Source organism: Cellvibrio sp. (assembly GCF_053579595.1).
In genome coordinates this window covers 1-5,996 of the sequence record NZ_JBRFPI010000281.1, presented here as the reverse complement: position 1 = coordinate 5,996, position 5,996 = coordinate 1, and the positions used below count along the sequence as shown (strand labels likewise).

At 51.2% G+C, this 5,996-nt stretch carries 4 protein-coding genes; 2 read left to right on the top strand and 2 right to left on the bottom strand.

Annotation, left to right across the window (positions count from 1 at the left end):
* Positions 1-3,556 (top strand): phosphoribosylformylglycinamidine synthase (gene purL / locus ACWA6V_RS15675; RefSeq protein ID WP_449523368.1); only part of this gene is annotated, 3,556 nt, incomplete at its 5' end.
* A 233-nt stretch (positions 3,557-3,789) separates the two neighbouring features.
* Positions 3,790-4,482 (top strand): DUF3313 family protein, encoded by a 693-nt coding sequence (locus tag ACWA6V_RS15670; protein WP_449523367.1) that lies wholly within the window; start codon positions 3,790-3,792, stop codon positions 4,480-4,482.
* Positions 4,483-4,590: 108 nt separating this feature from the next.
* On the opposite strand, the gene trxB is transcribed toward ACWA6V_RS15670, so the two are convergent.
* Positions 4,591-5,541 carry a thioredoxin-disulfide reductase gene (trxB, locus tag ACWA6V_RS15665; RefSeq protein ID WP_310073677.1) on the bottom strand — a complete coding sequence of 317 codons (951 nt, stop codon included), beginning with the start codon at positions 5,539-5,541 and terminating at the stop codon, positions 4,591-4,593.
* A gap of 172 nt (positions 5,542-5,713) precedes the next feature.
* A partial coding sequence (locus ACWA6V_RS15660; RefSeq protein ID WP_449523366.1) for an EAL domain-containing protein occupies positions 5,714-5,996 on the bottom strand: 283 nt, incomplete at its 5' end.

The following is a 5,996-nucleotide window of genomic DNA, read 5'->3' as shown; positions in this document are numbered from 1 at the left end:
CATCGAGCGCGGTGTTGCTTATTATGTAACTGGAGCGATTTCAGCTGCCGATCGCGCTGCAATTACCGCACTATTACATGACCGTATGGTCGAAACCGTATTTGATCGCCTTGAAGCCGCAGAGCAATTATTTGTATCCCAAGCTCCGGCTCCGCAAACCTCGGTAGATATCCTCGGCGGTGGTCGCGGTGCGTTGGTCGCCGCCAACAAATCCCTCGGTCTGGCATTGGCCGACGACGAAATCGACTATCTTGTTGACGCCTTTAAAACCCTCGGTCGCAATCCCATCGATGTTGAATTGATGATGTTCGCCCAGGCCAACTCCGAGCACTGCCGCCACAAGATCTTCAATGCGTTCTGGACTATCGACGGCGTAGAACAAGAGCGCAGCCTGTTCAAGATGATCAAAAACACCAACGAAGTTGGCGGTGAAGATGTGCTATCGGCCTATGCCGATAACGCTGCGGTTGTTGTTGGCCACGAAGCAGGGCGCTTTTATCCCAACCCGGATACCAAGGCCTACGAATACACCCAGCAACCGATTCATCTATTAATGAAGGTTGAGACGCACAACCACCCAACGGCGATTTCCCCGTTCTCGGGTGCCGGTACTGGCGCTGGTGGTGAGATCCGTGATGAAGGTGCAGTAGGGCGCGGTTCCAAGCCCAAAGTGGGTTTGAACGGTTTTACTGTATCCAACCTGCAGATCCCCGATTTCATCCAGCCGTGGGAGCAGAACTACGGCAAGCCAGGTCGCATTGTGACCGCGCTCGATATCATGCTCGACGGTCCTATCGGTGGTGCTGCGTTCAACAACGAGTTTGGTCGCCCGAATATCTGCGGCTACTTCCGTACCTTTGAAGAAAACTTTGACGGCGAGCGTCGCGGTTATCACAAGCCCATTATGCTGGCCGGTGGCTACGGCAATATCAAAGCCGAACATATCGAAAAACCGCCGTTTGCAGCGGGTTCCAAATTAGTCGTGCTCGGCGGCCCAGCCATGTTGATCGGTTTGGGTGGTGGTGCGGCATCATCTATGGCTTCCGGCTCTTCATCAGAAGATCTGGATTTCGCTTCTGTACAGCGCCAAAACCCGGAAATGGAGCGCCGCTGTCAGGAAGTGATCGACGCCTGCTGGCAATTGGGCGATAAAAACCCCATCGCCTTTATCCACGATGTGGGTGCGGGTGGTTTATCCAACGCCTTCCCTGAATTGGTGAAAGATGGCGGCACTGGCGGCAAGTTCGAGCTGCGCAATGTGCCCAACGATGAGCCGAGCATGAGCCCACTGGCGATCTGGTGTAATGAATCGCAAGAGCGCTACGTATTGGCGATTAAGCCTGCGGATCTGCCGCGTTTTGAAGCCATCTGCCGACGCGAACGCGCAGCCTATGCGGTAGTGGGTGAGGCGACCGACGAGAAACATTTATTGGTTAACGACAAACATTTCGATGCAAAACCGGTCGATCTGCCTATGTCTGTACTGTTTGGCAAACCGCCCAAAATGCATCGCAGTGCCAATAAACACCAAGCAGCTACTCATGCGTTTACGACCGATGGTATCGCGTTAAATGATGCCGTAGAGCGTGTGCTTAAACACCCGGCCGTAGCGAGCAAAAACTTCCTCATCACCATCGGCGACCGCTCGGTTACCGGCATGGTGGCGCGCGATCAAATGGTCGGTCCATGGCAGGTGCCGGTTGCTGACGTTGCGGTGACTACCGTGAGTTACGACAGTATCAAAGGCGAGGCTATGAGTATGGGCGAGCGCACGCCGCTGGCACTGCTCGATGCCCCCGCATCTGGCCGCATGGCGATTGCTGAAGCCATTACCAATATCGCCGCGACCCGCATTGAAAAGTTGTCCGATGTAAAACTCTCTGCCAACTGGATGTGCGCTGCTGGCCACAAAGGCGAGGACGAAAAACTCTATCGCACTGTGCAAGCCGTTGGTATGGAACTCTGCCCTGAACTCGGCATTACCATTCCGGTGGGTAAAGATTCCATGTCCATGCGCACGGCCTGGAAAGACGGTGGCGAAGACAAAGCCGTAACCGCTCCTTTGTCGTTGGTTATTTCTGCGTTCGCACCGGTAGTGGATGTTCGCCAAACCCTGACGCCGCAACTCAGAACCGACAAGGGCGATACTGAATTGCTGCTGCTCGATTTGGGTAATGGTAAAAATCGTTTGGGCGGATCAATTCTGGCACAGGTTTATAACCAACTGGGCGATGTTCCTGCCGATCTGGATTCGGGTGCGCAACTCAAAGGCTTCTTTAATGCGATGCAAGCGAGCCTTGCCGCAAATGAATTGCTCGCTTATCACGACCGTAGTGACGGTGGTTTATTTACCACGCTCGCTGAAATGGCGTTTGCCGGACACACAGGTGTTAGCGTCAATCTGGATGGTTTGGGTGCAGATGTGTTGGCCGTTTTATTTAACGAAGAAGCCGGTGCAGTTGTGCAAGTAGCGCGCGCAAATTCTGCTGCAGTGCAAGCGCGTTTTACTGCGGCGGGCGTTAGTGTGAAAGCGATTGGTAGCTTGAATGCACATGACGCATTGGTCATCGCGCAAGGCGCGAATACCTTGTTCAATCAACCGCGTGCGCAATTGCAATCGCTCTGGGCAGAAACCAGCTATCGCCTGCAAGCCTTGCGCGATAACCCGGCCTGCGCCAAATCAGAATTCGACGGCATCTTGAAAACAGATCCGGGCTTGAGCGTAAAACTCAGTTACGACATCAACGAGAATATCGCTGCGCCGTTTATCAACACTGGCGTGCGTCCATCCATCGCCGTATTGCGTGAGCAAGGCGTAAATGGCCATGTTGAAATGGCAGCGGCATTTGATCGCGCCGGCTTCAATGCGGTCGATGTGCACATGAGCGATCTGCTCTCTGGCCGTGTATCGTTGGAAACCTTCAAAGGCTTGGTGGCTTGCGGCGGTTTCTCTTACGGCGATGTGCTCGGTGCAGGTGAAGGTTGGTCAAAAACCATTTTGTTCAACAACAAAGTGCGCGATGAATTCGAAGGTTTCTTTCACCGCAACGACACCTTCAGTTTGGGTGTGTGTAACGGTTGCCAGATGATGGCGAATTTGAAAAATATAATTCCCGGTGCCGATCACTGGCCGCGTTTTGTGCGCAATTTATCTGAACAATTTGAAGCGCGTTTCAGCTTGGTTCAAGTACAAGAGTCGCCGTCAGTATTGTTCAAAGGTATGGCCGGTTCGCATATGCCAGTGGCGGTTGCGCACGGTGAAGGTTATGCCGAATTTGCTAATGCTGATGCTCTGAAAGTATGTAATGAGAGCGGCACGGTTGCGATGCGTTTTATCGACAACAATCTCAACGCTACTGAAACCTATCCTGCCAACCCGAACGGCTCGCCCCTTGGGATCACCAGTGTGAGCAGTAAAGATGGCCGCACCACTATCATGATGCCGCACCCTGAGCGTGTGTTCCGCGCAGTAAGCAATTCATGGAAGCCGGACGATTGGAAAGATGATGGTGCCTGGTTGCGTTTGTTCCGCAATGCGCGGGTGTTTGTGGGTTAGCATTAGGGTTATTGCAGCTAGCCTACAAAATATTACAAACATAACCGGGAGGCCTTAGTCTCCCGGTTTGTTTTTGTGCTTCAATAACTTACATTCTTCTGGCAGCTTTGTTATGGTCTGCCAACCGCGATGCCCGGCAGGCATCCGCTGAACCCTAAATTACGAATAACGTCTTATAAAAGCCTGCGGGCTAATCCGCTGAATGTTTGAATTGATATACAGGTAGGTAAGCCATGAAAACGTTATTGAAACGCACTGCATCCAAATTCGTGCTCCTTGCACTGGCTGCCAGTTTGGTCGCCGGTTGCTCGATCACTAAAAAACATGAAAAAGACGCCCAGGTTAAAGCCGATAAAGCAGGTCTTGCGGCGGTTGAAAAATCCCGTTTTGACGGCACGTTTATTGCGCCGGGTGCGCAGTTTTCGCAGTACAAAAAACTGTTTGTTGAGCAGTTAAACCTGAGTGAGGTAAAAATCCGCAAGCAGTCATCCAGTAATCTCATCGATGATACGCCTTGGGAATTAAACGATGCTGATCGTCGCTATTATCAAGAACGATATACCGAAGCATTGATGAATAATTTAATTGCTGATGGCACCTACGCCACGGCAATGCAAGCGGGTCCCGACGTGCTAACGGTATCGGCCAAAGTCGTGGAGATTGCTCCTCTGGGGAGTAAAGATGATATGAAAGGGCGCCCAACCAATGTGAAGGTTTACAGTGAAGGCATGGGCACTATGATGTTGGAAATTTCGCTTTACGATTCTGTTTCAGGAAAGCCTTTGGCTATTATTACCGACCAGCGTGATCTGGGGCGGATTTGGGAAGAGAATAATCGTGTGACCAATAATGTGCAGGTGCGCCTGGCGTTTAACCAATGGATGAGTAAATTGCGCAAAGAGTTGGACAAAGCGTCGGGCCGTTAATCGCTGCAAGTGTATTTCGATTAATTCTGCGAATTGAAACTGAGTCAATAAAAAAGAGGAAAACCCGCAAAGGTTTTCCTCTTTTTTTGTGCAAAAAAATTCCTGAGATTATTTCAAATCGTCGAGATATTTTTCCGCATCCAGCGCAGCCATACAACCTGAGCCAGATGAGGTAATCGCTTGGCGGTAAATGTGGTCAGCCACATCACCTGCTGCAAATACACCTTCAATGCTGGTTTGGGTGGCGTTGCCTTCCAGGCCGCTTTTAACTTTGATGTAACCATCTTTCATAGTCAGTTGGCCTTCAAAAATATCGGTATTGGGTTTGTGGCCAATCGCGATAAATACACCGGCGACATCAATCTCCTGGGTTGCACCATCTTGGGTACTTTTCAGGCGCAAACCGGTCACACCGGAATCATTGCCCAGCACTTCATCCAACTGGTGATTCCAAATCACTTTGATATTGCCGTTAGCCACTTTTGCCATGAGTTTGTCTTGCAAAATCTTTTCTGATTTCAGCTTGTCGCGACGGTGAATCAGAGTGACTTCGCTGGCGATGTTGGACAAATACAGTGCTTCTTCCACGGCAGTATTACCGCCGCCAACAACGGCAACTTTTTGGTCGCGATAGAAGAAACCATCACAGGTGGCACAGGCACTCACGCCTTTGCCCATATAGGCTTCTTCTGACGGCAGACCTAAATACTGCGCAGAGGCGCCAGTGGAAATAATGAGCGCATCGCAAGTATAAGTATTGGAGCCAATCAATTTGAAGGGGCGTTCGGTCAATACCGTTTCGTGAATGTGGTCAAAAATAATCTGGGTATCAAAACGCTCGGCGTGTTCTTGCATTTGCACCATCAAATCCGGGCCTTGCAGATCGTGTACGCCACCGGGCCAGTTTTCTACTTCGGTGGTGGTGGTCAATTGACCGCCCTGTTGCATACCGGTAATCACTACGGGTTTGAGGTTGGCGCGCGCGGCGTAGATAGCGGCGGTGTAACCGGCGGGGCCGGAGCCGAGGATAATCAGGCGATGGTGTTGTACGTCACTCATAAGAGATCCTTGAATTTGATGCAATAAATAGGAAGGTTGCAAAGGGGTTTTGCCAATGTGGGGGCATGATAGGCGAATCGCAATAGCCGTGCAAAATTGTATGGCTCAATGCGCGGTATTGGGTTTGGCTATGTGTTTGTTTATTGAGCGGTGGTAGAGCGCCCCGGGTGCCTTAGCTTGCTTTGGTGCCGAGCGTGGACAGGCGGCTACCCCATTCCTGTGCATTATGGCTTTGTAGTAACTGTTCAAATGCCATGGGCGACAGGGGCCTTGAAAATAAATAGCCTTGTAACAAATCGGCACCATAATCGCGGCAGACACGTGCCTGTTCGCGGGTTTCCACGCCTTCTACCACCACGGTTAAATCCAGGCTTTTGGCAAACACGATCATGGCGCGCAAGATGCGGCAGTCGGCCGCGTTATCGGGTACACCCTGAATAAATTTTCGATCAATT